This is a genomic window from Corynebacterium sp. KPL2734 (assembly GCF_040225595.1).
In the GTDB taxonomy this organism is placed as follows: Bacteria; Actinomycetota; Actinomycetes; order Mycobacteriales; family Mycobacteriaceae; genus Corynebacterium; species Corynebacterium rhinophilum.
In genome coordinates this window covers 12,754-38,375 of sequence record NZ_JBEHFO010000009.1, presented here as the reverse complement: position 1 = coordinate 38,375, position 25,622 = coordinate 12,754, and the positions used below count along the sequence as shown (strand labels likewise).

Annotated in this window: 25 protein-coding genes; 14 read left to right on the top strand and 11 right to left on the bottom strand. The window is 60.1% G+C overall.

Features of this window, described 5'->3' with window-relative positions; translation table 11 throughout:
- Nucleotides 1–143: 143 nt before the first annotated feature.
- From leuS to ABRP88_RS07340, 5 genes are all read left to right on the top strand, one after another.
- Entirely contained in the window at nt 144–2,990 is a 2,847-nt protein-coding gene (leuS, locus tag ABRP88_RS07360) for a leucine--tRNA ligase (RefSeq protein ID WP_349836804.1), read from the top strand.
- Nucleotides 2,991–2,993: 3 nt separating this feature from the next.
- Nucleotides 2,994–3,728, top strand: coding sequence for a metal-dependent transcriptional regulator (locus tag ABRP88_RS07355; protein WP_349836802.1), 735 nt, complete (start codon nt 2,994–2,996; stop codon nt 3,726–3,728).
- Nucleotides 3,729–3,863: 135 nt separating this feature from the next.
- Complete coding sequence (nrdI, locus tag ABRP88_RS07350; protein ID WP_349836801.1) at nt 3,864–4,352, top strand: class Ib ribonucleoside-diphosphate reductase assembly flavoprotein NrdI; 489 nt, start codon at nt 3,864–3,866, stop codon at nt 4,350–4,352.
- A 40-nt stretch (nt 4,353–4,392) separates the two neighbouring features.
- Nucleotides 4,393–5,406: a class 1b ribonucleoside-diphosphate reductase subunit beta gene (gene nrdF / locus ABRP88_RS07345; RefSeq protein ID WP_284770817.1), complete on the top strand. Its 1,014-nt coding sequence runs from the start codon at nt 4,393–4,395 to the stop codon at nt 5,404–5,406.
- A 34-nt stretch (nt 5,407–5,440) separates the two neighbouring features.
- Nucleotides 5,441–6,007, top strand: a complete 567-nt coding sequence (locus ABRP88_RS07340) for an NADPH-dependent FMN reductase (protein WP_349836799.1) — start codon at nt 5,441–5,443, stop codon at nt 6,005–6,007.
- A gap of 28 nt (nt 6,008–6,035) precedes the next feature.
- Here ABRP88_RS07340 and ABRP88_RS07335 read toward each other — a convergent pair whose 3' ends face one another.
- Entirely contained in the window at nt 6,036–6,674 is a 639-nt protein-coding gene (locus ABRP88_RS07335) for a hypothetical protein (RefSeq protein ID WP_349836797.1), read from the bottom strand.
- Between the two features lie 311 nt (nt 6,675–6,985).
- Here ABRP88_RS07335 and ABRP88_RS07330 point away from each other — a divergent pair, with 311 nt between their 5' ends.
- The gene (locus ABRP88_RS07330; protein ID WP_349836796.1) at nt 6,986–7,432 is read left to right on the top strand and encodes a MarR family winged helix-turn-helix transcriptional regulator; all 447 of its coding nucleotides are present in this window, start codon (nt 6,986–6,988) and stop codon (nt 7,430–7,432) included.
- 87 nt (nt 7,433–7,519) lie between these two features.
- On the opposite strand, the gene ABRP88_RS07325 is transcribed toward ABRP88_RS07330, so the two are convergent.
- Genes ABRP88_RS07325 through ABRP88_RS07310 form a run of 4 tightly spaced genes read right to left on the bottom strand, consistent with a single transcriptional unit; the run spans nt 7,520 to nt 11,220 of the window.
- The gene (locus ABRP88_RS07325) at nt 7,520–8,494 is read right to left on the bottom strand and encodes an MDR family oxidoreductase (protein ID WP_284770821.1); all 975 of its coding nucleotides are present in this window, start codon (nt 8,492–8,494) and stop codon (nt 7,520–7,522) included.
- A 35-nt stretch (nt 8,495–8,529) separates the two neighbouring features.
- Nucleotides 8,530–9,513 carry an NAD(P)-binding domain-containing protein gene (locus ABRP88_RS07320; protein WP_349836795.1) on the bottom strand — a complete coding sequence of 328 codons (984 nt, stop codon included), beginning with the start codon at nt 9,511–9,513 and terminating at the stop codon, nt 8,530–8,532.
- The gene (locus ABRP88_RS07315; RefSeq protein WP_302521274.1) at nt 9,513–10,130 is read right to left on the bottom strand and encodes a response regulator; all 618 of its coding nucleotides are present in this window, start codon (nt 10,128–10,130) and stop codon (nt 9,513–9,515) included. Before ABRP88_RS07315 ends, ABRP88_RS07320 begins: the two co-directional genes overlap by 1 nt.
- Nucleotides 10,123–11,220, bottom strand: a complete 1,098-nt coding sequence (locus ABRP88_RS07310; protein WP_349836794.1) for a sensor histidine kinase — start codon at nt 11,218–11,220, stop codon at nt 10,123–10,125. The genes ABRP88_RS07315 and ABRP88_RS07310 overlap by 8 nt, the downstream gene beginning before the upstream one ends.
- A gap of 153 nt (nt 11,221–11,373) precedes the next feature.
- On the opposite strand from ABRP88_RS07310, the gene ABRP88_RS07305 reads away from it, so the two are divergent.
- Nucleotides 11,374–12,357: an ABC transporter permease gene (locus ABRP88_RS07305; protein ID WP_349836792.1), complete on the top strand. Its 984-nt coding sequence runs from the start codon at nt 11,374–11,376 to the stop codon at nt 12,355–12,357.
- A 1-nt stretch (nt 12,358) separates the two neighbouring features.
- Entirely contained in the window at nt 12,359–12,994 is a 636-nt protein-coding gene (locus tag ABRP88_RS07300; protein WP_349836791.1) for an ABC transporter ATP-binding protein, read from the top strand.
- Here ABRP88_RS07300 and ABRP88_RS07295 read toward each other — a convergent pair.
- Both ABRP88_RS07295 and ABRP88_RS07290 read right to left on the bottom strand, forming a co-directional pair.
- The gene (locus tag ABRP88_RS07295) at nt 12,981–14,573 is read right to left on the bottom strand and encodes a bifunctional ADP-dependent NAD(P)H-hydrate dehydratase/NAD(P)H-hydrate epimerase (protein ID WP_349836790.1); all 1,593 of its coding nucleotides are present in this window, start codon (nt 14,571–14,573) and stop codon (nt 12,981–12,983) included. The genes ABRP88_RS07300 and ABRP88_RS07295 overlap by 14 nt on opposite strands.
- A gap of 17 nt (nt 14,574–14,590) precedes the next feature.
- Nucleotides 14,591–15,406: an Fpg/Nei family DNA glycosylase gene (locus tag ABRP88_RS07290; protein ID WP_349836789.1), complete on the bottom strand. Its 816-nt coding sequence runs from the start codon at nt 15,404–15,406 to the stop codon at nt 14,591–14,593.
- 118 nt (nt 15,407–15,524) lie between these two features.
- On the opposite strand from ABRP88_RS07290, the gene ABRP88_RS07285 reads away from it, so the two are divergent.
- Both ABRP88_RS07285 and trhO read left to right on the top strand, forming a co-directional pair.
- Complete coding sequence (locus ABRP88_RS07285) at nt 15,525–17,021, top strand: DUF1846 domain-containing protein (RefSeq protein ID WP_349836787.1); 1,497 nt, start codon at nt 15,525–15,527, stop codon at nt 17,019–17,021.
- Nucleotides 17,022–17,063: 42 nt separating this feature from the next.
- Nucleotides 17,064–17,990 (top strand): oxygen-dependent tRNA uridine(34) hydroxylase TrhO, encoded by a 927-nt coding sequence (gene trhO, locus ABRP88_RS07280; protein ID WP_349836785.1) that lies wholly within the window; start codon nt 17,064–17,066, stop codon nt 17,988–17,990.
- A 21-nt stretch (nt 17,991–18,011) separates the two neighbouring features.
- On the opposite strand, the gene ABRP88_RS07275 is transcribed toward trhO, so the two are convergent.
- The 4 genes from ABRP88_RS07275 to ABRP88_RS07260 form a co-directional block, all read right to left on the bottom strand.
- On the bottom strand, nt 18,012–18,482 hold the full coding sequence (locus tag ABRP88_RS07275; protein ID WP_349836784.1) for a hypothetical protein: 471 nt from the start codon (nt 18,480–18,482) through the stop codon (nt 18,012–18,014).
- Nucleotides 18,483–18,492: 10 nt separating this feature from the next.
- The gene (locus ABRP88_RS07270; protein ID WP_349836782.1) at nt 18,493–19,464 is read right to left on the bottom strand and encodes a universal stress protein; all 972 of its coding nucleotides are present in this window, start codon (nt 19,462–19,464) and stop codon (nt 18,493–18,495) included.
- Between the two features lie 94 nt (nt 19,465–19,558).
- Nucleotides 19,559–20,053, bottom strand: coding sequence for a MarR family winged helix-turn-helix transcriptional regulator (locus ABRP88_RS07265; RefSeq protein ID WP_349836781.1), 495 nt, complete (start codon nt 20,051–20,053; stop codon nt 19,559–19,561).
- Between the two features lie 54 nt (nt 20,054–20,107).
- Nucleotides 20,108–21,196 carry an inositol-3-phosphate synthase gene (locus tag ABRP88_RS07260; protein ID WP_284853885.1) on the bottom strand — a complete coding sequence of 363 codons (1,089 nt, stop codon included), beginning with the start codon at nt 21,194–21,196 and terminating at the stop codon, nt 20,108–20,110.
- Between the two features lie 116 nt (nt 21,197–21,312).
- Between ABRP88_RS07260 and ABRP88_RS07255 the strand changes: the two genes are divergently transcribed.
- The 4 genes from ABRP88_RS07255 to ABRP88_RS07240 all read left to right on the top strand — a co-directional run bounded on the left by ABRP88_RS07255 (nt 21,313) and on the right by ABRP88_RS07240 (nt 25,614).
- Complete coding sequence (locus tag ABRP88_RS07255) at nt 21,313–21,687, top strand: DUF5318 family protein (protein WP_349836780.1); 375 nt, start codon at nt 21,313–21,315, stop codon at nt 21,685–21,687.
- Between the two features lie 75 nt (nt 21,688–21,762).
- Entirely contained in the window at nt 21,763–24,021 is a 2,259-nt protein-coding gene (locus ABRP88_RS07250) for a transglycosylase domain-containing protein (RefSeq protein WP_284853883.1), read from the top strand.
- A 16-nt stretch (nt 24,022–24,037) separates the two neighbouring features.
- Nucleotides 24,038–25,429, top strand: a complete 1,392-nt coding sequence (locus ABRP88_RS07245; protein ID WP_349836779.1) for a glycosyltransferase family 87 protein — start codon at nt 24,038–24,040, stop codon at nt 25,427–25,429.
- Nucleotides 25,426–25,614 carry a hypothetical protein gene (locus tag ABRP88_RS07240; RefSeq protein WP_284771257.1) on the top strand — a complete coding sequence of 63 codons (189 nt, stop codon included), beginning with the start codon at nt 25,426–25,428 and terminating at the stop codon, nt 25,612–25,614. The genes ABRP88_RS07245 and ABRP88_RS07240 overlap by 4 nt, the downstream gene beginning before the upstream one ends.
- Nucleotides 25,615–25,622: the final 8 nt, after the last annotated feature.

Below are 25,622 nucleotides of genomic sequence, written 5' to 3'. Positions count from 1 at the left end.
TTCTTCTTTGCCCCACTCCCCGCACTCACCGCAGGAGTCGTGCCAAGGAATTTCGCCCGGCTGCCGGTACGGCGCCGAATTAGTGAAGCAAAACCCACCTCTGCCTACCCCGCGCCGGGTTGGGGCTATTACACTGTGTGTTTATGACTAAACCGAGCGATTCCACGTCGTACCGCTACACCCCTGAGCTGGCGAACCAGATCGAAAAGACTTGGCAGCAGTATTGGAAGGACCACGAGACCTTTAACGCGCCGAACCCAGTCGGTTCGCTAGCCACGGGTGCGGGCGAGCTGCCCAAGGAAAAGCTCAACGTGCAGGACATGTTCCCCTACCCTTCCGGTGCGGGCCTGCACGTGGGGCACCCGTTTGGTTATATCGCCACCGATACCTATGCCCGCTATAACCGCATGCTGGGCAAGAATGTGCTGCACACCATGGGTTACGATGCCTTCGGCTTGCCGGCCGAGCAGTACGCCATCCAGACCGGTACGCACCCGCGGACCACCACGATGGCCAATATCGACAACATGCGCCGCCAGCTGGGAATGCTGGGCTTGGGCCACGATCCGCGCCGCTCGGTGGAATCCACGGATCCTGAGTTCTTTAAGTGGACTCAGTGGATCTTCCTGCAGATTTATAACTCCTGGTTCGATGAAGAGCAGCAAAAGGCTCGCCCCATTGCTGAGCTCATCAAGGAATTGGAGGCCAATAAGCGCACCACCAAGGACGGGCGCTACTACGAGGACTTGTCCCCGCAGGAAAAGGCCGAGGCCGTCGATGAGTTCCGCTTGGTGTACCTCTCCAACTCCACGGTGAATTGGTGCCCGGGCTTGGGTACCGTCTTGGCCAACGAGGAGGTCACCGCGGAGGGCAAGTCTGAGCGCGGCAATTTCCCGGTCTTCCGCAAGAACCTGTCCCAGTGGATGATGCGCATTACCGCGTATTCGGATCGTTTGCTCGATGATCTGGAGCTGCTGGATTGGCCGGAGAAGGTCAAGTCCATGCAGCGCAACTGGATCGGTCGCTCCCGCGGTGCGGAGGTAACCTTCCCTGCGGAAGGCTACGGCATCGACGTGTTTACCACGCGCCCAGATACGCTCTTTGGCGCGGAATACGTGGTCTTGGCACCGGAGCATGAGCTTGTCGATGCCCTCTTGTCCCCCATTCCTTACGACGATGACGTGGATGAGCGCTGGACCTACGGCAACGATGACCCGAAGGAAGCCGTCGAGTCCTACCGCGCGGATATTGCTGCGAAGTCGGATCTGGAGCGCCAGGAGAATAAGGAAAAGACCGGTGTATTCCTGGGCACCTATGCCACCAATCCGGTCAATGGCAAGCAGATCCCGATTTTCATCGCGGACTACGTGTTGACCGGCTACGGTACCGGCGCCATTATGGCGGTGCCCGCGCACGATACGCGTGACTATGAGTTTGCCCAGGCCTTTGGGCTGCCGATTACGGAGGTTGTCTCCGGCGGCAATATCGAAGAAGAAGCCTGGACCGAGGACGGCGCATTGGTAAACTCCGCCAACGATAGGGGCCTGGATCTTAATGGCCTGAATAAGGCGGAGGCCATCGCCCAGTCCATCGAATGGCTGGAAAAGGACGGCTCCGGTCGCGGCAAGATTCAGTACAAGCTGCGCGACTGGCTCTTCGCTCGCCAGCGCTACTGGGGCGAGCCCTTCCCCATCGTCTATGACAAGGACGGCATGGCCCACCCGCTGCCAGAGTCGATGCTGCCGGTTGAGCTGCCCGAGGTGGAAGACTATAAGCCGGCCTCCTTCGATCCAGAAGATAAGGACTCGGAGCCACAGCCGCCGTTGGCCAAGGTCCGCGACTGGGTAGAGGTAGAGCTGGACTTGGGCGATGGCCCGCAGACCTACTACCGCGATACCAACGTTATGCCCCAGTGGGCGGGTTCTTCCTGGTACCAGCTGCGCTATATCGATCCCCGCAATAGCGAGGCCTTCTGCGATATTGAAAACGAGCGCTACTGGACCGGCCCGCGCCCAGATGAGCACGGTGCGAACGATCCGGGCGGTGTAGATCTGTACGTCGGCGGCGTCGAGCACGCCGTGTTGCACCTGCTCTACGCCCGCTTCTGGCACAAGGTGCTTTTTGACCTGGGCTTTGTCAGCTCGCAGGAGCCGTATCGCCGCCTGTACAACCAGGGCTATATTCAGGCCTACGCCTATACCGATTCCCGCGGCGTATATGTCCCTGCCGCAGAGGTAGAGGAAAAGGACGGCAAGTTCTACTACAACGGCGAAGAAGTTAACCAGGAGTACGGCAAGATGGGCAAGTCCCTGAAAAACGCCGTAGCCCCGGATGATATCTGCCGCGACTTCGGCGCCGATACCCTGCGCGTGTACGAGATGTCCATGGGTCCGTTGGATACCTCCCGCCCGTGGGCGACCAAGGATGTTGTCGGTTCGCAGCGCTTCCTGCAGCGCCTGTGGCGCCTGGCCATTAATGAGGACACCGGTGAAGTGGCTACTACCGATGCCGAGCTCACCCAGGATGACCTGAAGCAGTTGCACCGTACCATCGCGGGCGTGCGCGATGATTATGAGAACCTGCGCCTGAACACGGTCGTGGCCAAGCTCATCGAGTACGTCAACTATCTGACCAAGACCTACCGCACCGAGGCTCCGCGCGCGGCGGTGGAGCCCATCGCGCAGCTGGTCTCCCCCATCGCCCCGCACATTGCGGAGGAACTGTGGCAGCGCTTTGGCCACGATGAGACCATCACCTACGAGCCACTCCCCTCTTTTGAGGAGAAATACCTGGTAGATGATGAGATTCAGGTGCCAGTCCAGATCAACGGCAAGGTTAAGTCCCGCATCAACGTCGCGGCCGATGCTGACCAAGACGCCGTATTCGAGGCTGCTTTTGCCGATGCCAAGGTGGCTGACCTTACCTCCGGCAAGAACGTGGTGAAGAAGATCTACGTTCCCGGCCGGATGGTGAACCTGGTGGTTAAGTAACCAATGAGCGTGGACGTCTCGGGCCTTTCGCCATCCAATCAGGACTACCTCAAGGCCCTGTTTAAGCTGGGCGAATGGCACGACGACCCCGTGACGGTAAAGATGCTCGCCCAGCACATAGGCGTACGGCTCTCCAGCGCGTCTGATGCGGTGCGGAGGCTCGAGAAAAAGGGCCTCGTTACCCATATGCCGTATGGCGCCATCGGGCTGAGTACCGAGGGGCGTGCCTTTGCCCTCGCCATGGTGCGGCGGCACCGCCTCATCGAAACCTTCCTGGTGGAATCCCTGCGCTACCGCTGGGACCAGGTCCACGCGGAAGCCGAGCAATTGGAGCACTGCGTCTCCGATTTCTTCCTAGAGCGCATAGACGCTGAGCTGGGATTTCCGCGCCGCGATCCGCATGGAGACCCCATCCCCAGCGCCGCGGGCGACTACCCCGCGGACTATGCCGCGACCCCGGCATCCGAGCCAGGGGATCTGCGCAAACTCAGCGATCTGGAGCCCGGTGAGGCGGGCATAGTCGATCGCATTAGTGATGTGGACGCCGATCTGCTGCGCTTTTTTAGCGAGAATAACCTGACCATCGGCGCTGCCGTGAGCGTGCAAGACAGCCAGCCGTATTCCGGCGGAATGGCCGTGCGCGTAGAGGGCAACCAGAACGAGCATGCCCAGAATGAAGATGCCGCGGCTTTCTCCCTGAGCTCCCACGCAGCCCGCGCCGTGTGGGTGCGCATATAACTTTCCTGCCCCTTCCCTTCTGAACAGAGGGGTATTTGCGCATGTCAATAGTGGTTAGTTGCGACGTAGTTAAAAGTACGTTAGATCTGTAGTTGAAGCAGAAAGTGCGCTTCGGCGCAGCCACTAAGGAGCGAGATGACTACAGCCTCGACGCCACCCTGCGGCATTAATACCGCCGCTAATCTTGTGTATTTTTCTTCGGTCAGTGAAAATACCCACCGTTTCGTCCACAAGCTGGGGTTTCCAGCGGCACGCATCCCTCTGCGTCCGAAGCGTGAAGGAATGCTCTATGTCACCGAGCCTTTTGTGCTCATCGTCCCCACCTACGGCGGCGGCAATATCAAGGCGGCAATTCCGGTGCAGGTGCGCCAATTCCTCAACGTTCCGGAAAACCGTGCACTCTTGCGCGGCGTCATTACCTCAGGAAATACCAATTTTGGCGAGGCCTTTTGCTGCGCTGGGCCACAAATCGCCCGAAAGTGCGGGGTGCCAGAGCTCTACCGCTTTGAGCTGCTCGGTACTGACCGCGATGTTGCCCGCGTACGCGAGGGTTTGCAGGACTTCTTTGCACACCACCTCTACCCCACCGCACACGAGTCCACCGCACACGCGTCCATTCCCTGATGTCTAGGGACGCCTAAGAAAAAGAAACGAGAAAACATCGATGAAATATCAAGAGCTCATTGAGCGATCCCAAACCCCGCCGCATTTTCGCCACGATGCTTCCACCCCGTTGCGCCCGGTGAATTGGAATCGCATCTGGGATGACAAGGACCTGGAGGTGTGGAACCGCCTGACCTCGAATTTCTGGTTGCCGGAAAAGGTCCCGCTCTCCAATGACCGCAATGACTGGTCGCGCATGGATCCAGCCGAACGCGATCTCACCATTCGCGTTTTTACCGGCCTGACGCTACTGGATACCGTGCAGGCCACCGTGGGGGAAATCAGCCAGATTCAAGATGCCCGGACTGAGCATGAGGAGGCCGTTTATACCAATATCGCCTTCATGCAGGCGGTACACGCGCGGAGCTATTCCTCAATCTTTTCTACCCTGGCCAGCACCGAAGAGATTGAGAAATCCTATGCGTGGGCCGTGGATAACCCAGTGCTGCAACAGCGCGCGACCAGTGTCATGGTGCATTACTATGGCGATGACCCACTAAAGCGCAAGGTTGCCTCGACCCTCTTGTCCTCCTTGCTGCTGTACGCCGGCTTCTATCTTCCGCTGCACTTTAGCGTGCACGGAAAGCTGACCAATACGGCAGACATGATCAGGCTCATCCTGCGGGATAAGGCGGTCCACGGCTACTACTCCGGATACAAGTTCCAGCGGGGATTGGATCACGCCACGGAAGCTCGCCGCGAGGACATGCGGGAATTTACCTTTGACTTGGTGCGCGAGCTCTATGACCTGGAGATGCGCTATTCCGGCGAGCTCTATGAACCGTACGGGCTTATGGATGATGTCGCGACGTTCGTGCGCTACAACGCCAATAAAGCCTTGATGAATCTGGGCTATCCCAACCTCTTCCCGTACGAGGAATGTCAGGTCAACCCAAAAATCCTCGCGGCACTCACGCCGGGTTCGGATGAAAACCACGATTTCTTTTCGGGTTCGGGGTCCTCTTATATCATCGGCAAAGCTGTAGAGACCTCCGATGCCGACTGGGATTTCTAAAACCACTAAGTCTCCACACGAAAGGACACATATCATGAAACTTCTTGTACTCGTCGGCAGCCTGCGGCGGGAAAGCATTGCGAAAAAGATCGCCAACCATGCCATGGAACTGGTCCCCGAGCACGTTGAGTGCCAGCGCTACGACCTGCGTGACCTCCCGCTCTATGATTTCGACTACGACGATCCTGGCGTGGCGGATAAACCCACGCCGGAAGCGTACACCGATTTCCGCAATGCAATTAAGGATGCGGACGCGATTTTGTTCGTCACCAGCGAAAACAACCGGACCATCCCGGCGTGCTTAAAAAATGCCATCGATATCGGATCCAAACCCAATTCCGATGTGGCCTGGAAGAATAAGCCAGCTGGCATCATTAGCCACTCCGTGGGCCGCATGGGTGGGTATTCCTCCCACAAGAACGTGCGCCTAGCACTGTCCTACTTCGACATGCCGATGCCCGGTCAGCCCGAGGTATTCTTGGGCAATTCACCCCAGCTCATTGGTGAAGACGGAAAGATCGAGCCGTCCAGCACCATCGAGTTTGTAAAGGACTACCTCGAGCGCCTTGTAGCCTTGGTACCTGCGGCTCCGCAACAGTAGGAGCTACCTTCTCCAATCAGCGAGGCGGTTAATCCCAGTACTCCGTGGCGCATAGCGCGATGCCGTGCGCCCGGATTCCCTGTCCCGCTTCAACTGGGGCATCAACAATGAGCGGGAGTCCGTCGATTTCGCATACCCAGAACTCCCCTCCTCCAAATTCATTGGTCTTTTTCTCGACGTTATTTACGGTGCCAGCTAGCTCGACCTGCGGATTGAGCAGGCTGGGCTTGTAGTTTTGATAGAACCGTTCCGTCGCTGGGGATCGCAGCGAGAACTCCGCCGGTTCCGTTAATTCATAGTCCAACGCAACGACTGCGGGTCGCGCGCGGCCGCGCAGTTTTTCACCGCCCACGGGGTTGCCGGTGGGAAGCGTGAAGGGGGCATCGCTAAGCACCGCCCACCGGAGGTCTTCCATTTCAAGGATGCCAATAAATGGCATGGCGCGATATAGCGTTGCCTCCACGTCTTCCCCACCCCGGAACGACGGTAAGACGGTCCACTCCCCCTCGTACTCCATCGCCGTGACGGCGATCCCGGAGGGGTCCGCATAGTAGAGCACTTGATCAAAAGCCGGTGCGTCCCACAGGGTCCGCTCCGTGGGAAGCTCCGCGATGAGTTCCTCCGTGTCCAGGAAGTCGAATCCGCAGGCGCTAAAAAGTTTATCCATGTCCGCCATCATAGACAGCCGCTTACCCGACGGGGGTCGCAGCCGGCTCGAAATCCGGCCGCTAGATACTTATTAAGTCCTAATGATAGATAGTATCCAGCAAACGTCAGGACCAATAAATAGATTATGAAAAGCAAAGTTTATGCGTTTAAATTGGCAAAAATATGGCCATTATGAATGATTGGAAGTCCAAATCCCACGACTTAATAAATGGTGGGGGTTGATGGATCAACCGCTCTACTCAATTCTCGGTTGAGTAATCAACTGTGCAGTATATAATGCTATTTAAGACAAAGCCAAAGGGGGAAACTGTGCGCCCAGAAGAAAGTGCGGCGTGGGCGGACTTTGTAGCGATGCAGCGCGAGCTGCATAGGGAGTTGGCCAACGCACTGCACGCAGCCGCGAATGTGAGTGAGGCTGACTATGCGGTGCTGGCCGTTCTGCAGCGCCGCCGTGGGCAGAGCACCCGCCCGCATGAGCTGGCTGCGGAACTTGGGTGGGAGAAATCGCGGCTGCACCGACAGCTTGTCCGGATGGAGCGGCGCGATTTGGTTTCAAGGCGGCACGCGGAGGAGCTAGGACCCCGGGCTATTGAAGTCACAGTGACGAAAAACGGCGAGGAGGCATTCGCCACGGCCTTGGGGAGCCATACCGCTAAAGTAGATGAAAAGGTGGTTTCTGTCTTGACGGAAGAGGAGTTGCGGCTGCTGGGAGCCATCTCGAGGAAGATTACGCGGCACTTGGCGGGCGATGCCTAGGATCCAAGAGCCCAGGCGCGCAGAAAAGGCACCCCGCCAGGAGTGACGGGGTGCCTTTCTAGCTGTAGGCCCTAAAGGGCTTAGGCCTTAGGAAATCTTCAGCACCGTGCGGCCGTGGTGGCTGCCGTTGATGAGCGATTGTGCTTCCTCCACCGCATCTTCCAGTGGAAGAGTATTGGTCAAGGACTCCAGGATGGACAAGTCCAAGGTGCGGGCGAGGAGCTGCCAAGCATTCTGGCGATAGTGCAGTGGGGCATCGACGGAGTTCACTCCGGCTAGGTGTACGTTGCGCAGGATGAAGGGCATGACGGTGGCGGGCAGGTCAGGCCCGCTTGCCATACCGGTCGCGGCAACGGTGCCGCCCCACTTGGTACGGGCCAAGACGTTTGCCAGCTCCTGGGAGCCGGAGGTATCCACGGCGCCGGCGTAGATGGCCTTCTGCAGGGGCTTGCCCGGTTCGGTGAATTCGGCGCGATCGATGATCTCGTGCGCGCCGAGCTCATGGAGGTAGTTGGCGTAATCGTCGGGGCGGCCGGTCATGGCGTGGACCTCGTAGCCGGCATTGCGTAGAAGGTTGACGGCAATGGAGCCGACGCCGCCGGTGGCACCGGTGACGAGGACGGGGCCCTCGGGAAGCCCACGCAGCGAGTTAACGCACAGCGCCGCGGTGTAGCCGGCAGTACCGACGGCAGCGGCCTGCTCCGCGGTGAAATCTGCAGGCAGGGCAACGGTGGCGCGAGAATTGACGCGCTGCTTTGGGGTGTAGCCGCCGTGGCGGAATTCGCCAAGGCCATCGCCGAAGGAGGCAACGAGGGTGCCCACCGGCAGGCGCTGCACGTTGGACTCGGATACAGTGCCGACCACGTCGATACCGGGCACCAGCGGGTTGGTGCGGACGACGCCGGGATCGCCGGTAATCGCCATCGCGTCCTTGTAGTTCAGCGAGGAATAAGAGACGTCAACGGTCAGGTCACCCTCGCCGAGGAATTCCCCTTCCTCAAAGGAGGTGGTGACGGATTTGTCTTCGTTACGGGTAACAAGTAGCGTGCTCATGCTCACCATGATACGTGAATTGTGATGCAACCATTTTTGGGCGGCTAAAGGTCGGGGGAGCAGAGCTTGGCGATGTCCCCCGCGGTCTGCTTGGCAAAGGGGCTCACCCCGGTAATGGTTGCGGAACCGGGGCCCGTCCAGGTTCCGTAGCCGACGAGGAAGAGGCCCTCGACGGTGGGGGTGCGGCCATCGAGAAGCGCGCGGAAAGGACCCAGCGCTGGGCGGAACCCGGTGCACCAGATGAGGTGATCTGCCTTCACCTCATCGAGGTTAGAGAACATGGGGGAGGCCTCGAGCAAGCCCTCATCGCGGGCGCGTTTGACGGGAGGAACGACGACAATATCGCCCAAGTTGGTATCCGCGCCGGGATCGGGCTCGCCCCGCATCATGGCGTTGAGGCGGGCGCGGTTGCGCTGGAAAAGCACGCGGCCGTCGACGTCATCGGGCATCCACCGCGGCGGCTTTGCCGTAAACCACGTGGTCTCTACGCCGGAGAGCACGAGCTCTGCGGCAATCTGGGCCCCGGAATTGCCTGCCCCAACAACGGCGACGGACTCACCGCGAAAGGGATCGGGCCCGGGGTAGACCGCCGAGTGCCACTGCCGCCCGGCAAAGGAACCGGGGTAGTAGGGGATGAACGGCGAGGACCACGTGCCCGTGGCTGCCACCACCGTGCGCGCGGTGAGGTGTTCGTCATCGGTGGTGGCATGAAAGTTCTCGCCATCGTGGGTGACTTCCTGGACCCACACCGGCCGGCGTACGGGCAGGTCATAGCGCTGCTCGTAGCGGGCGAAGTAATCGATGACGTGGCTGGCGGGCGGGAAACCCTCGTGGTGGGGCATCGGCCAGCCGGGCAGGTTGGAGGAGGCGCTATTGCTAAATAGCGTGAGCGACGGCCACGCGTGGCGCCAGGCCGCGCCGGGGGAGGGCTCGGCATCGAGGATCTGGAAGTCGAGTCCCTTTTTGCGCAGGTAATAGCTGGTGGCCAGGCCTGCTTGCCCGGCACCGATGACGATGCAGTCCAGCATTAAATGAGCTTTCGTTCTCGGGCCACGGTTACCGCGGCAGTGCGGGTATCTACGCCCAGCTTCTGATAAATGTGAATGAGGTGCGTCTTCACGGTGGCCTCAGAAATGAAGAGCTGGTTGGCCAACTCCTTATTGGAAGAGCCGGTCGCGAGGGCGCGGAGGATCTCCAGCTCGCGCGTGGACAGGGACTGCTCGGGCTGGCCCACGCGCTGCGCCAGGAGGTTGACCACCTCTGGGGCGAGGGTGCGCCGGCGTGCGGCGGTATTGAGCACCGCTTCGTGTAGCTCTTCCTCGGGCGAATCCTTGAGCAGGTAGCCCATCGCACCGGCCTCGACCGCGGCCAGGATATCGGCTTGGGTGTCGTAGGTGGTGAGGATGAGCACGGGCGGGCCACCGGCCTCGGTCAGCTTCTTGGTGGCGGTGATGCCATCGACGCCCGGCATCTGGATATCGCAGACCACGACGTCGACCTCGGGGGCGTCATCGGTAAAGAGCTTGTCCACGTCCGCGCCGTTATCGCCTTCCATGACCACGCGGACATCGGCAAAGGTATTCAGTATCGCGCGCAGCCCGGCGCGGACGACGGGGTGGTCATCGATAAGCATGACATTAACCATGGGGCTGCTCCTTGAGGGGGATTCTGATGGCAAGGGCGGTGCCGTCGCCGGATTCGAGGCTCAGGGAGCCACCGACGCTCTCCACGCGCTGGGACAATCCTTGCAGGCCAAAGCCGCTATCGCCGCCGTGGCGCGGGGGCTCAACTACACCGTGTCCATTATCCACGACGTCCAGGGTGACTGCATCCTCAAAAAGGCCCAGGGTGACCACCGCGCGGGAGGCGTGCGCGTGCTTGATCACGTTATTAAGGCCCTCTTGCGCGGCGCGCACGACCACTTGCTTGATATCGCTGGGCACGCTTCCGCTGCCGGAAACTACAAGGTCAAAGGTGATGTCCTCGCCTAAAGCCTCCGTGCGTCGGCGCATCTGGGACAGGATAGAGTCGAGCTGGGTTTCTAGGCGCTCATCGGGCCCGGCGAGCTCGCGCACGAAACGGCGGGCCTCGGCCAGGTTCTCGCCCGCGGTGTCCTCGATGACGGCCAGCTGTTCGTTCTTGGTCGCTAGGTCATCGGTATTCCGGGCGGCGCGCGAGAGCAGCAGGATGGAGCTTAACCCTTGGGCCACGGTGTCATGGATATCCCGGGACAGGCGCTCGCGCTCTTCCAAGCGCCCGGCTTGGTGCTCGCTGGCGGCCAGCTCGGCTTGGGTTTCTTGCAGCTGCTTGGCGATGTCCCTGTGGTGCGCCGCCTCCGCCTGCAACCGGCGCTGGATATAAAACACGCCCGCGGCAAAGGTCGTGCCGATAAGCGGGCCGATGGCCGCGGCGATGGACCAGCCATCCGGATGCAGCCACGCCGGAATGAAGGCGGCCGCCGCCCATAGCGCCGTGATGGAGATAAGCCCTGGCCACTTGGGCAAGGCACGCAGGAAAACGAAGATAAGCGGGAACTCGAGCCACATGAAATCCTGCGCGTGGACCATGAGCCCCAACCAGAGCAGGCACAGCCCGGTGAGCCAGAGCCAGGTGGGAATCCAGCGCGCGGCCGCGTACACCGCGGCTAGGCCGATGGTCAAAAGGATGGCGCGGGCGTCCAAGCGGTCATCGATATAGGCGCGGGCCACGCCGAAAAGCAGCAGGAACGCGAACATGGCATGTAAGCCCCAGAGCCATAATTTCTGTCCAGAAAACACAATTTCCTACAGTATCTGCCGGAGGGTGGATGAGGGATCAACCAGTTGGTTGACTGGAGGTTCAACTAGGCCGCCGATTACTTCTGACCTGCACAAAGGGACTATAGAAGTATGTTCTTAGCTATTCGTGAAATCACCGCAGCGCGCGGCCGCTTCGGGCTCATCGGCGGCACCGTAGCGCTTATTACCCTACTTTTGGTTATGCTCTCCGGCCTGACGGAGGGCCTGTCCAAGCAAAATACCTCGGCGCTTGAGGCCGTTGCGCAAGATCACCCCTACGTCAGCTTTTCTACCGAAGAGCCCGCCTATAACGAGTCCGAGATTCACGAGAAGGACCTTTCCGGCGATGCGATTGCCTTGGGCACCGCGCAAACCAAGCTGGAGGGCGAGGGCGCGGTAGGCGTGATGGGCCTGCCGGCCGGTACGACCATCTCCAATACCAACGCCACCATCCCGGAAGATGGCGCCGTCCTCTCTGACACGATTGAGGTCTCCGGCACCGTGAATATCGGTGGGGTAGACCTTCCCGTAGAGGGCACCGTTGCCGAAACGCAGTTCTCCCACTCGCCGGTGGTATGGGTATCTACCCAGACCTGGCAAAAGGTAAGCCACGCCCCAGAGGGGGTAGTCGGCACGGTTGCCCTGCACTCCGAAGAGGTGCCCGGTTCGGTCGAGATGTCTGATTCCTTCTCCGGCCTGCCCGCTTACCAGTCCGAGCGCGGTTCGCTGCTGACCATGCAAGGCTTCCTCTACGGCATCTCCGCCCTGGTCACCGTCGCCTTCCTGACGGTGTGGACCCTGCAGCGCACCCGCGATCTCTCCATCCTGCGCGCCCTGGGCGCCTCGGTGCGCTACCTGCTGCGCGATGCCCTGGCCCAAGCCGCACTGATTTTGGCCGCTGGCACCATCCTCGGCGCGTTCGTCGGCTGGCTACTGGGCCTGTTGGCCTCCGGCACCGTCCCCTTCGACGTATCTGTGCGCACCATCATCGTTCCCGCGGTCGGCATCTGGATCCTGGGCATGGCCGGTGCCTTGGTCTCCACCCGCCGCGTAGCCAAAGCCAACCCCCTCGATGCATTGGGAGGAAATGCCTAAAATGTCCACCATTCTTGATATTCGCAACGCCACCGTCACCTTCCAGGACGGCACGACGACTACTACGGCGCTTGATGATGCCACCTTTAGCGCCGACTCCGATACCCTCACCGCAATCGTGGGCGAGTCCGGTTCCGGTAAGTCCACGCTGCTCTCCGTGGGGGCCGGACTCATCACGCCGTACTCCGGCACCGTCGAGGTCAATGGCACGAATTCCATCATCTTCCAGCAGTCCAACCTGCTGTCCTCGCTCAAGGTGCGCGATCAGCTGCTCATCATGGACCACATGGCCGGGCGCAAGCTGCGCAAAGATCGCGTCGATGAGCTGCTAGAATTCGTCGGCCTTAAGGGGATGGGCAATCGCCGCATCGGCCAGCTTTCCGGCGGCCAGGCCCAGCGCGTCAATATCGCCCGCGCCTTGATGGATGAGCCAAACCTGCTGCTTGCCGATGAACCCACCTCCGCCCTCGACTCCCACCTTTCGCAGGAAATCATCCGCCTGCTGCGCGATATTACCCAGGAGATGCACACCGCTACCGTGCTGGTCACCCACGATCGTTCCTTGCTCACCTTCGCCGACCACGTGGTCGAGGTCAAAGACGGCCGCGTGAGCAAGCAGGACGTTAACGGTGCATAACTAGCAGGCGGGCGATGGACTGGGGCATCGCCGCGGCAATCTGGGAAGCGGAACAAATGCCAAAACCATCGGGGGTATGTGCCGCAATGGCTGCGGCGTGCTGGTGTAGGGCGGCGGCGTGGAGGATCTCCATGATGATGTACTCGGCATCGGCCTTCGCGTGGTCGACCTGCGCAATGGTGGCGCCGAGGATGCCCGATAATACGTCGCCGGAGCCTGCGGTGGCCGCATAAGAGTGGCCGGCATTCATCCCGTAGATGGCCTGGCCGGGCGCGGTCACCGTGGTGATCCGGCCCTTGTGCAGGATAAAACAGTCCAAGTCCTCGGCCAGCTCGCGCTGGCGCGGGCCCACGCCCTCGCTGAGATCGAGCTCGCGGCCGAGGGCGGCCTCGTACAGGCGGCGGAACTCGCCGGCGTGCGGGGTAAGGATGACCCGCGGGTGGGTGCGGACACGATCGCGCAGCTCAGCGCTCTGGGCGAGCACCGTCAGGGCATCGGCATCCAGGATGGTGGGCAGCTCGCGATCTAAGACGGCGCGGAGCTCGCGGGCCGCCGCCTCATCGGTGCCACGGCCGGGACCAACCACCCACGCCTGGGCATGCACCTTATCCTCGGCGCTCGGGTGAGGAACCACCTCGGGCAAGTGGGGGACCACAGCATCGTTATCTATCACCCGCACCATGGACGGCGTGGCGCGCACCGCGCCGGTAGCCGCCAGGATGCCCGCGCCGGGATACGCGCTGCTGCCAGCACAGATAGCGGTGACCCCGCCGGTGTATTTCGTGCTTGAAGCGTGGGGAGTGGGGTCCACGATGGGGCCTGTGCAGCCCACGGGCTTGGGGGCGGTGACGTGGCCCAAGTGGACATCGGCAAGCACGGGCTCCGCGGGCCACTGGTAGGGGAGATCGATGGTGGGCTCGTTGGCGATATAGCCCGCCGGCTCTGCGGTAGCCGTTAGTTCCTCCGCAAAGGACCGCGGCGCGTTGGGCAGCTGCAGATCGCACAGGACCACCGTGCCGCATTCCGGGGCGAAGATGTGGCCGGCGCGCGCCCAACCGAAGCTCACGGTAATCGTTGCCTCGACCGCGTTCTCCGCGGCCACGCCCGTATCGGCGTTGATGCCAGAGGGGGTATCCACCGAAAGCACCGGGATATCGTGCTGCTTGGCCGCGCGGTACGCGGCAAGACCCGCTCCGCTGAGGCCGCGGGTGGAGTTAAGGCCAGCGACGGCATCAATAAGCAGGCCTGTGGCCTCCGCGCGCGGTTGCTCAGTAATGGTTCCTCCGGCGGCCTTAAAGGCCTGCAACGCTGGGTCGTGCGCGGAACCGGCGACGAGGATTGCTTCGACGCCATAGCCCTCCTCGGCGAGGAAAGCGCCTGCATAAAGGCCATCGCCGCCATTGCCGCCAGGCCCGGCCAGGATGGTGATGCGGCGAGGCGCAGGGCCCGTCAGCATGGATTTCGCCGTGGCGGCAACGCCTCGGGCGGCCAGGCGCATGAGCTCATCATCGTGGCTCTGCTGCGCGAGGAGCGCGGATTCGGCGGAACGAACGGTGGATACACTATAGGCAGGTCGCATGCCCGCCACTATAGGCCTTAAGCAGCGGATTGGCAGGTGGGGCACCAGAAGAGGTTTCGGCCCTCCATTACTTGTTCCGCAATCGGCGTGCCGCAGACATAGCAGGGCAGGCCGGCGCGCCGGTAGACGTAGACTTCGCCGCCGTGATCATCCTTGCGCGGCTCACGCCCCATGGCCTCGGGGGAGTGCTCGGCGCGCACGGTATCGATGCGGCCGTGCTCTACGCCGTAGTTCATGAGCTCTACCAGGTCTTTCCAGATGGCGAAGAATGTTTCACGGGAAACATCCTTGCCAGGGGTGAAGGGGGAGAGGTCGGCGCGAAAGAGGGCCTCCGCGCGGTAGATATTGCCCACCCCGGCATACAGGTGCTGGTCCATCATGAGGGAACCGATGCTGCGGCGGGATTTGCTCACCTTGGCCCACAGGGCTTCAGGATCGGCATCGGCGCGGAGCGGATCTTGGCCCACCTTGGTCAGCCGCGCCTGGTAATCCTCCTCCGTGAGCAGCAGGCAAAATTGGGGCCCGCGCAGCTGCGCGGCCTGCGCCCCATTGTCTATGCGTATGCGGATCTGCCCGCGGGTGTCCTCGCGGGGTTCGAAGCTGAGCTTGCCGATGAGCCCTAGGTGAATATAGAGGATATGTGCCGGGTTGGCGGCGGTGAAGTGCACGAAGAGGTGCTTGCCAAAGGCCTCTGCGTGGTCGATTTCTGTACCGTCCAGAATGGCCGCCTCGGTGGCAAACCGGCCTTGCGGGCTGGTCACGCTGAGTGGCAGCCCGCGATAGTCAGCGTTGAGTGTGAGGGCTAGGCGGTGGATCACGTGACCTTCAGGCATAACTTCAGTGTAGTGAAATCGTTGGTCGCCCCCAACTAGGGCGCGTGGCGCTGGGGGATGAAAAAGAGTAAACTCGAAGCGCGGATTGATTTTATTTCTATTGAAGGGTCGATAAATCATGACGCATAAAATCGGTTTTGACCGAGAAAAATACATTGAGCTGCAGTCAAAGCACATCCAGGCCCGCCGCGAAGAAATCGGCGGAAAGCTCTATCTGGAAATGGGCGGCAAGCTTTTCGATGATATGCACGCCTCCCGCGTGCTGCCGGGCTTTACCCCGGATAACAAGATCGCCATGCTGGAGCGCATCAAAGAGGAAATTGAAATCCTCCCGTGCATCAACGCCAAAGACATTGCCCGCCACAAGGTACGCGCTGATTTAGACATCCTGTATGAAGACGACCTCCTGCGCCTAGTGGACGTATTCCGCAGCCGCGGCTTCTTGGTTGAAAACATCGTCATGACCCAGGTGGAAGACGGAAATACGCAGGCAGAGGCGTTCATCGAAAAGCTTGAGCGCCTCGGCCTCAAGGTCGCCCGCCACCGCGTTATCCCTGGTTATCCCACGAATACTGACCTCATTGTCTCTGAGGATGGTTTTGGTAAGAACGAATTTGCCGAAACCTCCCGGGACTTGGTGGTTGTCACCGCCCCAGGTCCTGGTTCCGGCAAGCTCGCCACCGCACTATCGCAGGTCTACCACGAGCACCAGCGCGGCAATAACACTGGTTATGCCAAGTTTGAGACCTTCCCCATCTGGAATCTTCCCCTCGAGCACCCGGTCAACCTCGCTTACGAGGCCGCCACCGTGGACTTGAACGATTCCAATATTATTGACCACTTCCACTTGAGCGCCCACGGCGAATCCACGGTGAACTACAACCGCGACGTCGAAGCCTTCCCGCTGTTGCGGACCCTGCTGGAAAAGCTCACCGGCGCCACGCCGTACGAATCGCCCACGGACATGGGCGTGAATATGGCCGGCTACTGCATTACCGATGATGCGGTCTGCCGCGCCGCCGCGCAGCAGGAAATCATCCGCCGCTATTTCAAGGCCAAGGTAGAAGAAGCCCGCGCCGGGCTGGGCGATGAGCAGTCCGAGCGCGCCGCCGTCGTCATGGCAAAGGCCGGCATCAAAGTCGATGACCGCCCAGTGGTTGGCCCGGCCCGCAAGCGTGCGGAGGAAACCGATGGCCCCGCCTCCGCGATGCAGCTGCACGATGGCACCATCATCACCGGCCGCACCTCCCCGCTGCTGGGGTGCTCCGCGGCGATGCTACTCAATGCCCTCAAGTATTTAGCCGGCATCGATGACGAAACGCACCTGCTCTCGCCGGAGTCGATAGAGCCAATCCAAACGCTGAAGACGAAGCACCTGGGATCTTCCAACCCACGCTTGCACACCGATGAGGTGCTTATCGCGCTATCCGTATCCGCCGCGAAGGACGAGGATGCGCGCAAGGCGCTGGAGCAGATCAAGGAGCTCGCCGGCTGCGACGTCCACACCACCACCATCCTGGGCTCGGTGGATGAGGGAATCTTCCGCAACCTTGGCGTGCTCGTGACCTCGGATCCGGCCTTCGCCCGCAAGAAAGCGCTCTACCAAAAGCGCTAAGGAATTGGGGATCTTTCCGGTAGCGGGCCTAAGATTATGGGCGTGACTATCGGCAAAGTTCTCCTGTATTACTGCTTTACCCCCATCGAGGATCCGACCGCCGTCATGCTGTGGCAGCGCACCCTGTGCGAGTCCTTGGGCTTGAAGGGTCGCATCCTCATTTCGGAACACGGCATCAATGGCACCGTCGGCGGCGACATGGATGCCTGCAAGCGCTACGTGCGCCAAACCCGTGAGTACCCGGGCTTTAAGCGCATGCAGTTTAAGTGGTCCGATGGCGGAGCCGAGGATTTCCCGCGCCTATCGGTCAAGGTGCGCGATGAAATCGTGGCCTTTGGCGCGCCGGGTGAGCTGAAGGTGGATGAAAACGGCGTCGTGGGCGGCGGCACGCACCTCAAGCCGGAAGAGGTCAACAAGCTGGTAGAAGAGCGCGGCGATGAAGTCGTCTTCTTCGATGGCCGCAATGCCATGGAAGCAGAGATTGGCAAGTTCAAAAATGCCGTTGTGCCGGATGTGCGCACCACCCATGACTTCATTGAGGAACTGGAATCCGGCAAATATGACTGGATGAAGGACAAGCCGGTCGTCTCCTATTGCACAGGCGGCATCCGGTGCGAGGTCCTTTCCTCTCTAATGAAGAACCGCGGCTTCAACGAGATCTACCAAATCGATGGCGGCATCGTGCGCTACGGCGAAAAGTACGGCAATGATGGGCTGTGGGAAGGCTCCATGTACGTCTTTGACAAGCGCATGCACCAGGAATTTGGCCAAGGACTAGAGGATCCAGGCTTTATCCAATTGGGCCACTGCGTGCACTGTGGCAAGGGAACTAATACCTTTCACAACTGCATTAATGAAGACACGTGCCGCCAACAGGTGCTCATCTGTGATGACTGCATCCAGAATGCGGAAACCCAGCACTGCGGGAGGCCGGATTGTGAGGAAGTGGCCCTTCGCCTTGCCAGCTAGCTTGGACAGCTGGGTGCGGGGTTAGCGCACCAATAGCAGCTGAATATCGCTAATGGCCCAGATCATGAAGTTGAAGGCCATGACCCAAAAGATCGCCATCCAGCTGCGCCAGCGCAGGTAGCGACGCAGCTTGCGCACCATAATGATCGCGCAGCCGATCATGCCCAGCAGTGGGATGATCATGGTGGAGATGGCAAAGAAGTTTCTTTGGCCCTCGGTACACAGCCAGCTTGCGGTGCCATCCTCGCACAGTGGGCCGCCGCTAAGGCGCGAAAAGAGCGCGACGCCGAAGCCATATAGCGCGGAGATGACCAGCACGGACACCATGTACCAGATGGCTTGGCGGGTAGAGCGCCGGTTGGCGGCGGCTACCTCGACGGGATCGGGCTCGTCTGCCAAATCATCGAAGCTTTGCGGCTCAGGCCGGCGCAGGTTGGCATAATCGGCGTCGGTCGTCAGGTCGTTTTCGGGGTGCTCTGGGCGCGAGCTCATACATTAAAGCCTAGTCGGTCGCGGGGTGAATGAGTACCGGTACGCGAATATGAGGGAGTAACTCGGTTGCGGTAGAGCCCAAAAAGACCCGCGCGATGGGACCTTGTGGGGCAGAGGCCATCAACATTAGATCGCCCTTTTTCCACTTAAGCGAATCAACCGCACCGGACCACCCGGCCCCGGAGCCGATCTCGGAGGAGACCTCGAGCTCAGGGAAGGAATCTTGGATGTGGTCGCGAGCCCGGTCGAGCATGGCCAATGAATCCTCGTGCCACTCCGCGGTGAGCTTGAGCGCAATATCGCTTTTATCCTTCGACGGGGAATGCAACAGGTCATCCGCCGAGAAGGCCAAGATGCGCAGGGGCAGATCCCAGCGATCCGCCAGCGCGGCTGCGCCCAATAATTCCCTATCAGCACGGTCACCGCGCTCTGTAATGACAAAATTAAAGCGGGTCACACCGTGTTTCGATAATTTGGCCTTGCGCGGGATAAGCCCTAAGGATTGCGGCGAGTAGTGCAGGAGGGTATCCGCAGTTGAGCCGGGGAAAAAGCGGCCCTTGGGCGCGGCCTGGTTGGGGCCTAGCAGGATGATATCAGCCTGAAAATCCTGGGCCATTTCAGTAAGAAGCTGGGGGCGAGAGGGGCCATCGACAAGCACGGAGGGCGTATCATCCCAGTACTTTTCCGGGATACCTGCCTCCGTCAGGGCTGCGGCGGTGGCAGAAGCGCACGCCTGCTTCTGCTCTTTAAACCACTTCTTGTATTTCCCGCCCAGCTTGGACAAAGACGTCGTGGTCCAAGGCTGGAAAACCGTGGAAATAACGCGTACCTCTATTACCACGGTGCGCGATAGCCATGCGGCGAAGTCGAGGGGTTCCGTACCGGAAGAGGAAGGACTCCAAGAAATGAGGATGCGCAACGGCTCTTCGGCCGAGCCCTTGTGCAGGGTCGGCAGCAGCGGTTGTTTAGATTTTTTGCCCATAGAATGAATATGTATGCGAAAGCTTAATGAGTACTAAGGCTCATTATCGTCTGTTGTGGCCGCAAAACTAAAATTGCATGCGGCCGCAAGCCTGCTACTCGCTATCCATGGTGGGGCGGTATACATCCGCAAGCTTGGAAATGACCGCACCCATCTCGCGGGCGGTGGCCAAGTCCTCGGGCTCGAGCCAACGCATAATCTCTGCAAGGGCCGCGGCGCGTTGGCCGGAAACTATGGCCAATTCGGACTCGCCCAGCTGGGTGAGCGCAACCAGCACCCCGCGGCGATCTTCCTCATCGCGGTGGCGTTCCACGAATCCGCGGCGCTCTAGTTGGTAGAGCGCGTTGGACGCAGTGGGCATGCGGATGAGCTCCGCCTGGGCGATGGTGGATACGCGGGAAGGCCCGCGCAAGCGCAACTGATTCATGATGGAGACCTGCGAGGTAGTCAACGATGAACCCTCTGCGGTGCGCTGGAAAATAAGAATCAACTTATTGAGCGCCGGTTGGATATCCCGCGCTACCTCTACCGCGTCCTCGTAGTTGGACGGGGACTTCGTTGGGGCCGTCTCATCATGATGTTGCGTCATAGAACTAAATTCTATCGTGCACTACCGCCTAGCGGTAGTATCGCGACGAAAAAATTAGCTTCCCTTAATAAAATCTTCCAGCTCGTTGCGCGCGACATCGTCAGCCTTCTGTACTGGAGGGGACTTCATCAAGTAGGAGGAAGCGGAAAGTACTGGACCGGCAACCTTGCGGTCCAAGGCGATCTTGGCGGCGCGGACGGCATCGATAATAATGCCGGCGGAGTTAGGGGAGTCCCAGACCTCGAGCTTGTACTCCAGGTTCAGCGGAACCTCTCCGAATGCGGAACCCTCCAAGCGGACATAAGCCCACTTGCGGTCATCCAGCCACTCCACGTAGTCCGACGGGCCGATGTGGACATTGCGGTCTGCGCGCTTGCCAGCGATAGGGGAGTTGTGCACGTTGGAAGTCACGGACTGGGTCTTGGAAATCTTCTTAGACTCAAGGCGCTCGCGCTCCAGCATGTTCTTGAAGTCCATGTTGCCGCCCACGTTGAGCTGCATCGTGCGGTCCAGGCGTACGCCGCGGTCTTCAAAAAGCTTCGCCATAACGCGGTGGGTAATGGTTGCGCCAACCTGGGACTTGATGTCATCGCCCACGATGGGCAGACCGGCGTCCTCAAACTTCTTGGCCCACTCTGGGTCAGAAGCAATGAAGACCGGCAGGGCGTTGACGAATGCGCAACCGGCATCGATAGCGGCCTGAGCGTAGAACTTATCCGCCTCTTCGGAACCAACCGGCAGGTAAGAAACAACAACTTCGGCACCCGCTTCGCGGAGGGCAGCTGCGACATCGGCAGGAGCTTCATCCGATTCCGTAATGGATTCCTGGTAGTAACGGCCCAGGCCATCCATGGTGGGGCCGCGCTTAACGGTGACCCCGAGGTCTGGGACGTCTGCGATGGTGATGGTGCAGTTGCGGGAGCTGCGGGTAGCCTCCGCAAGATCCTTGCCCACCTTGTCTCCATCGACGTCGAAGGCCGCGACGAACTCAATATCGCCGACGTGGTAGGGCCCGAACTGCGTGTGCATCAGGCCAGGAATATTTTCCTCTGCTGCGGCGTTGCGATAAAACTCCACGCCCTGAATAAGGGACGTGGCGCAGTTGCCGACGCCGACGATGGCGACCTTTACTTTGTCAGACACACTATGCTCCTTTATAAATTCGTTGCTGTGTGGTGCCTGCGCAACGTTAGGCCAGAAATTATGCCTGGTGGTAGCACGACGGCATATGGATCGATCAAGAAGAGGAAATTAAGATAATGCGGGTGAATTCCGTTGCCTTTAAGCACGAGCTTTCTCACGAATGGGAGCGCACCCAACACGTCCGCGAATACCGCGCCGGGCACTTGGGGCGCGATGAGGTGTGCGATGCGGACTTCCTCCTCCGGGCCGCCGCCGAGCACCACGGCCGCACCATGTATAAACCCTGCCCAGTCTGCGGGGAGAACCTGCGCCTGACCCGGTGGGTGTACGGCGAGAGCCTAGGCCGGCGCGCCGGGAGCGCCCGCAGCGAGCAAGAAATAGCGGAATTTGTTGGTGAAGGCCTGGAATTTACCGTGCATGAGGTGGAGGTCTGCAGACACTGCCGGTGGAATCATTTGTTGCGTTCTGCAACGGCTTTTAACGCGTGTTAGTTTTCGGCGCACCGCCTTAGGCAGTAAGCTGCAATTATTTAGTTTGTTACCAGGGATGAATGAGGACACGAATCAGTGACCGAGAAGGAATCTACTGGCGAGTCCACTAAGGTGGACCGCCGTAAAGAAGGCGAAGAACCCAAAAAGCGCCGCATTTGGCCGTGGGTCGTTGTGGCTCTCCTAGTGGTTTTTGTGGCGCTGCCTGCAGGCCTTTTTGGCTATGCCTATTCGCAATACACCGTTCCGGAGCCCAAAGAGCTGGCCAATAACCAGGTCTCTACCATCTATGCCTCCGATAACGATACCCAGCTGGCGCGTTTGGTACCGCCGGAAGGCAACCGCACGCACGTGACCTTGGATGAAGTACCCGTCTTTGTCCAGGACTCCGTGCTCGCCGCTGAGGACCGCGACTTCTGGGAAAACTCCGGCTTTTCCTTCACCGGTTTGGGCCGCGCGGTACTGGGTAAGGTCACCGGCAATGACACCGCCGGTGGTGGTTCCACGATTACCCAGCAGTACGTGAAAAACACCCTGGTGGGCAACGAATACTCCTACGTGCGCAAAGCGCGCGAGCTCATCTACTCCATCAAGATGACCAATGAGTGGGAAAAAGAAGACATCCTCAACGCCTACCTGAATACGGTCTACTTTGGCCGCAATGCCTACGGCATCCAGGCTGCATCTAATGCCTATTTTGATAAGGACGCCAAGGACCTCACCCCTGAGGAAGGCGCCATGCTCGCCGGCCTTATCCAGTCGCCTTCTGGCCTGGATCCGCGCGTGAACCAGGAAGGTTCCGAAAACCGGTGGAACTACGTGCTGGACGGCCTCGTGGACATGGGCGATCTCAGTAAGGAAGAGCGCGATGGGATGGTCTTCCCGGAGACCCGCGACCCGGCTGAGTATTCGGCATATACGGAAGCCCCGGGTGCCAATGGCCACATTAAGGACCAGGTCATCCGCGAGCTTGAAGAGGTGGGAATTACGGAAAATCAGGTCTCTACCGGCGGCCTGCGCATTACCACCACCATCGATATGAACGTGCAAAACAATACGGTGCAGGCAGTCGATGACCAGCTGGCGCCGCTACAAGAGGATGCCCGCGCGGCTTCTGTAACCATTGACCCGAAGACGGGTGCGGTGCGCGGATACTTTGGCGGGCATGATTCCAACGGTTGGGATTACGCCAACTCCCCGTTGCAGACCGGTTCGACCTTCAAAATTATGGCGCTTGCCGCTGCACTGCAGCAGGGCATTAGCTTGGATACCAACTACTCCTCGGCGCCGTACCAGCTGCCGGGCTCCGATCTGGTCACCAACGTGGGCGGCGGCTGTGGCGTGTGCGACCTGCGCGAGGCCACCAAGCAATCCCTGAACACCTCTTATTTGCGCCTGCAGAGCGATCTGAAGAACGGCACCCAGGACACCGCGGATATGGCCCACGCTTTGGGCGTTGCCCGCTCGCTGCCGGGCATCGAAAAGACGCTGACTGAAAACGGCAAGCAGCCTTTCGAAGGTGTGGTCTTGGGCCAGTACCAGTCCCGTCCGTTGGACATGGCAACCGCGATGTCTACTCTTGCGAACCAGGGTGTCTGGCACAACCCGCACTTTGTGCAGCGCGTAGAAAATGCCGCAGGGGAAGTTCTGTATGAACACCCAGACGGTGAGGGCGAGCGCCGCGTTTCCGCCAATGTGGCCAATAACGTCCTTGAGGCCATGGGGCCAGTGGCAGCATGGTCCAACGGCTCGCTGGCGGGCGGACGTGCTTCGGCATCTAAGACCGGTACGACCCAGCTCGGTGATTCGGGAACCAATAAGGATGCATGGATGGTCGGTGCCACCCCGCAGCTTGCCACCGCCGTGTGGGTAGGTACGGCCGATAACACCTCTGCCATTTTCGACCAGTATGGCGGCATCATGTACGGCGCTGGCGCACCGACGAAGATCTGGAAGTCCGTATTGGATAACTCCTTGGCGGACCAGGAATTCCAGCAATTCCCCACTGCTTACCCGGTGCGCTTCGGCACGGTTTCTGCCGGCGGCGGCGCTCCGGCCTACAACCCAGGTGGTAGTGCCGGCGGGCAAAGCACCCAGAACTACACTGGTCCAGCGCAAAATGGCGCCCCTGAAGAAGAGACCAGCCCAGCACCTGCGGAAAGCCCGGATGCGGGTCGCGATGCCCCGTCGCAGCAGCCGGAGAACCAGGGAGGCAATAATGGAAACGGCGGCAATAGGGGAAATGGCGGCGGCAATAACGAGCCAGCCCCACCCGAAGCTCCGTCTTTAGATGACATCCTTGACCGCGAAGGCGGCCTGGCTGACCTCTTAGGCTAAGCAAGGAGCGGTACGCGTGAGCCAAGACCAGCGCTTGTCCGCCGCAGACGAACCAATGGCGCGAGGCGTCATAGAGTTCTTGGGCGGGCCGAGGGGACGCTTTGCCCGGGATAGCCGCGCGCAGTGGTGGACCCCGCTGCGCGCGCTCATCGCGGTAGCCTGGATTTTCTTGGCCGGTGGGTTCTTATCCAAGGCAAATTGCGCCGCTGGTACTCGCGGCGAAGACGGCACCATCAAGCTGGATTGGTCCTCTAACCGCCAGTACACCTCTTTTTGCTATAACGACATCGTCCCGCTTTATGAAGGCCGCGGATTAGATCAACCGGGCTTTCCCTACGCCTTTTCCTGGCAGGAAGATGGCCTGACCCGTTACATGGAATACCCGGTATTGGCGGGGATGTTCCAGGGCCTGATGGGCTGGATTGCGCGCCATACCTATGGGCTCGTGGAATGGGCTGGGGTGCCCGCCGCTGGCTGGTACTTTGGGCTCACCGCCATGGTCATGGCCTGCATCTGGGTCGGCGTCATCTACATGGTTTACCTCTTGGTGGGAAACCGCACGTGGGACACCATCCTGGTAGCCGCCAGCCCGTTGATTATCATCCATGCCTTTAGCAATTGGGATATACCTGCCATCGCCTTTGCCGTTGGCGCGCTACTGGCCATTAGCCGCCACCGCCCTTGGCTCGCCGGCATCCTCATCGGCCTTGGAACCGCATTCAAATTATGGCCGGTATTTCTGCTCGGTGCGTTTTTCGTCCTTGCCTGGCGCAGTCGCCGCTGGGACGCTTTTGCCAAGGTCGCCGTCGCTACGGCTGCCGCTTGGTTCGTGGTCAACCTTCCCGTTGCCTTGAAATACCCGGACGCTTGGGCGGAATTTTTCCGCCTGAACCAGGAACGCGGCGCGGAATGGACCACCCTGTATGCGCTGATTAGCCGGAATCTGGACATTTCTTTCAGCCAGGACTTTTTGAATACTTTCTCGCTCGTGGCATTCATCTTCTTGTGCGCCGGCATTGCCTTGGCCGGCTGGCGCAGCCCGCTTACCCCGCGGGTAGCGGAGTTGGTCTTCCTCATCGTCGCGGCCTTCCTGCTGGTCAATAAGGTTTGGTCCCCGCAGTATTCGCTCTGGCTCCTAGTTCCAGCGGCCTTGGCCGTGCCGCGTTGGCGGTTGGTTTTGGGCTGGGCGCTTGCCGATGCCCTCGTATGGCCCCTGCTCATGTGGCATATGCTGGGCATCGATAATAAGGGTATTCCACACGAGCTCTTGGACGTGGCGATCCTTGTGCGCGATGGATTCATCATTGCCATGGCGGTTATTGTGCTGCGGCAAATGTGGAATAAAACGGAAGATAAAGTGCGTGCGGCGCATACGGGCCGCGACCCAGTGGCGGGAGTATTTCAATGATTGTGACCATAATCGGCATGGTGTCGATCTTGTTGGGCTTTATCTGCGTTATGGCGGCCTTTTGGCTGTTTCATAACAGGGAAGATAAGCGCGGGCCCATCATCTTGGGCATCCTTGCCATTGTTTTTCTCACCATCATTCCCGCGACGTGTGCTATCTTTTTTGCCTCCACTACGACGGGATAGATTTCTTT

Coding starts and splice junctions, on each gene's coding strand:
- leuS (WP_349836804.1), top strand. CDS start 144: ATGACTAAACCGAGCGATTCCACGTCGTACCGCTACACCCCTGAGCTG.
- ABRP88_RS07355 (WP_349836802.1), top strand. CDS start 2,994: ATGAGCGTGGACGTCTCGGGCCTTTCGCCATCCAATCAGGACTACCTC.
- nrdI (WP_349836801.1), top strand. CDS start 3,864: ATGACTACAGCCTCGACGCCACCCTGCGGCATTAATACCGCCGCTAAT.
- nrdF (WP_284770817.1), top strand. CDS start 4,393: ATGAAATATCAAGAGCTCATTGAGCGATCCCAAACCCCGCCGCATTTT.
- ABRP88_RS07340 (WP_349836799.1), top strand. CDS start 5,441: ATGAAACTTCTTGTACTCGTCGGCAGCCTGCGGCGGGAAAGCATTGCG.
- ABRP88_RS07335 (WP_349836797.1), bottom strand. CDS start 6,674: ATGGATAAACTTTTTAGCGCCTGCGGATTCGACTTCCTGGACACGGAG.
- ABRP88_RS07325 (WP_284770821.1), bottom strand. CDS start 8,494: ATGGTGAGCATGAGCACGCTACTTGTTACCCGTAACGAAGACAAATCC.
- ABRP88_RS07320 (WP_349836795.1), bottom strand. CDS start 9,513: ATGCTGGACTGCATCGTCATCGGTGCCGGGCAAGCAGGCCTGGCCACC.
- ABRP88_RS07315 (WP_302521274.1), bottom strand. CDS start 10,130: ATGGTTAATGTCATGCTTATCGATGACCACCCCGTCGTCCGCGCCGGG.
- ABRP88_RS07310 (WP_349836794.1), bottom strand. CDS start 11,220: ATGTTCGCGTTCCTGCTGCTTTTCGGCGTGGCCCGCGCCTATATCGAT.
- ABRP88_RS07305 (WP_349836792.1), top strand. CDS start 11,374: ATGTTCTTAGCTATTCGTGAAATCACCGCAGCGCGCGGCCGCTTCGGG.
- ABRP88_RS07300 (WP_349836791.1), top strand. CDS start 12,359: ATGTCCACCATTCTTGATATTCGCAACGCCACCGTCACCTTCCAGGAC.
- ABRP88_RS07295 (WP_349836790.1), bottom strand. CDS start 14,573: ATGCGACCTGCCTATAGTGTATCCACCGTTCGTTCCGCCGAATCCGCG.
- ABRP88_RS07290 (WP_349836789.1), bottom strand. CDS start 15,406: ATGCCTGAAGGTCACGTGATCCACCGCCTAGCCCTCACACTCAACGCT.
- ABRP88_RS07285 (WP_349836787.1), top strand. CDS start 15,525: ATGACGCATAAAATCGGTTTTGACCGAGAAAAATACATTGAGCTGCAG.
- ABRP88_RS07275 (WP_349836784.1), bottom strand. CDS start 18,482: ATGAGCTCGCGCCCAGAGCACCCCGAAAACGACCTGACGACCGACGCC.
- ABRP88_RS07270 (WP_349836782.1), bottom strand. CDS start 19,464: ATGGGCAAAAAATCTAAACAACCGCTGCTGCCGACCCTGCACAAGGGC.
- ABRP88_RS07265 (WP_349836781.1), bottom strand. CDS start 20,053: ATGACGCAACATCATGATGAGACGGCCCCAACGAAGTCCCCGTCCAAC.
- ABRP88_RS07255 (WP_349836780.1), top strand. CDS start 21,313: ATGCGGGTGAATTCCGTTGCCTTTAAGCACGAGCTTTCTCACGAATGG.
- ABRP88_RS07240 (WP_284771257.1), top strand. CDS start 25,426: ATGATTGTGACCATAATCGGCATGGTGTCGATCTTGTTGGGCTTTATC.